We start from the raw sequence: 437 nt of genomic DNA, 5'->3' as shown, positions 1-437 counted from the left end.
CTATGACAACCTGGGCAACAGGCTGAGCCACACCAAAAAATGGACAATCCAAAGCGGAGGCCATCATGAAAACGGCACCTTCACCTACAACACCGCTGACCGTTTGTCCGAAAAAACCATAGAAACATCCGAGGGCGGAGTAAGAGGCACCTATACCTACACCTATGACTCCAACGGCAATCAAAAAAGTGAAAAAAGAGAAAACGATTACTCCTGGGGATACTACTACGATTACGAAAACAGATTAATCAGAGTAACCAAAGGCAGCAATGAACAGGTAAGAAACCTCTATAACGGCGACGGGCAGCTAATGGGAGTAATAGAAGCGGCCAACAACAGCGCCACCTACTACCAGTATGACGGCAGCCAGGTAATAGCCGACCGGGACGGGGCCGGGGCGCTGATGGCCAGCTACACCAGGCTCCCCTCCGGCAAAC

General features: G+C 51.0%; 1 protein-coding gene. It reads left to right on the top strand.

The window, feature by feature from the left end:
• A partial coding sequence (locus DCCM_RS18575; protein WP_207655572.1) for a hypothetical protein occupies positions 1–437 on the top strand: 437 nt, incomplete at both ends.

The organism is Desulfocucumis palustris (genome assembly GCF_002933875.1).
In the GTDB taxonomy this organism is placed as follows: domain Bacteria; phylum Bacillota; class Desulfotomaculia; order Desulfotomaculales; family Desulfocucumaceae; genus Desulfocucumis; species Desulfocucumis palustris.
The sequence above is the reverse complement of the archived record's forward strand: the minus strand, read 5'-3'. Positions and strand labels throughout refer to the sequence as shown.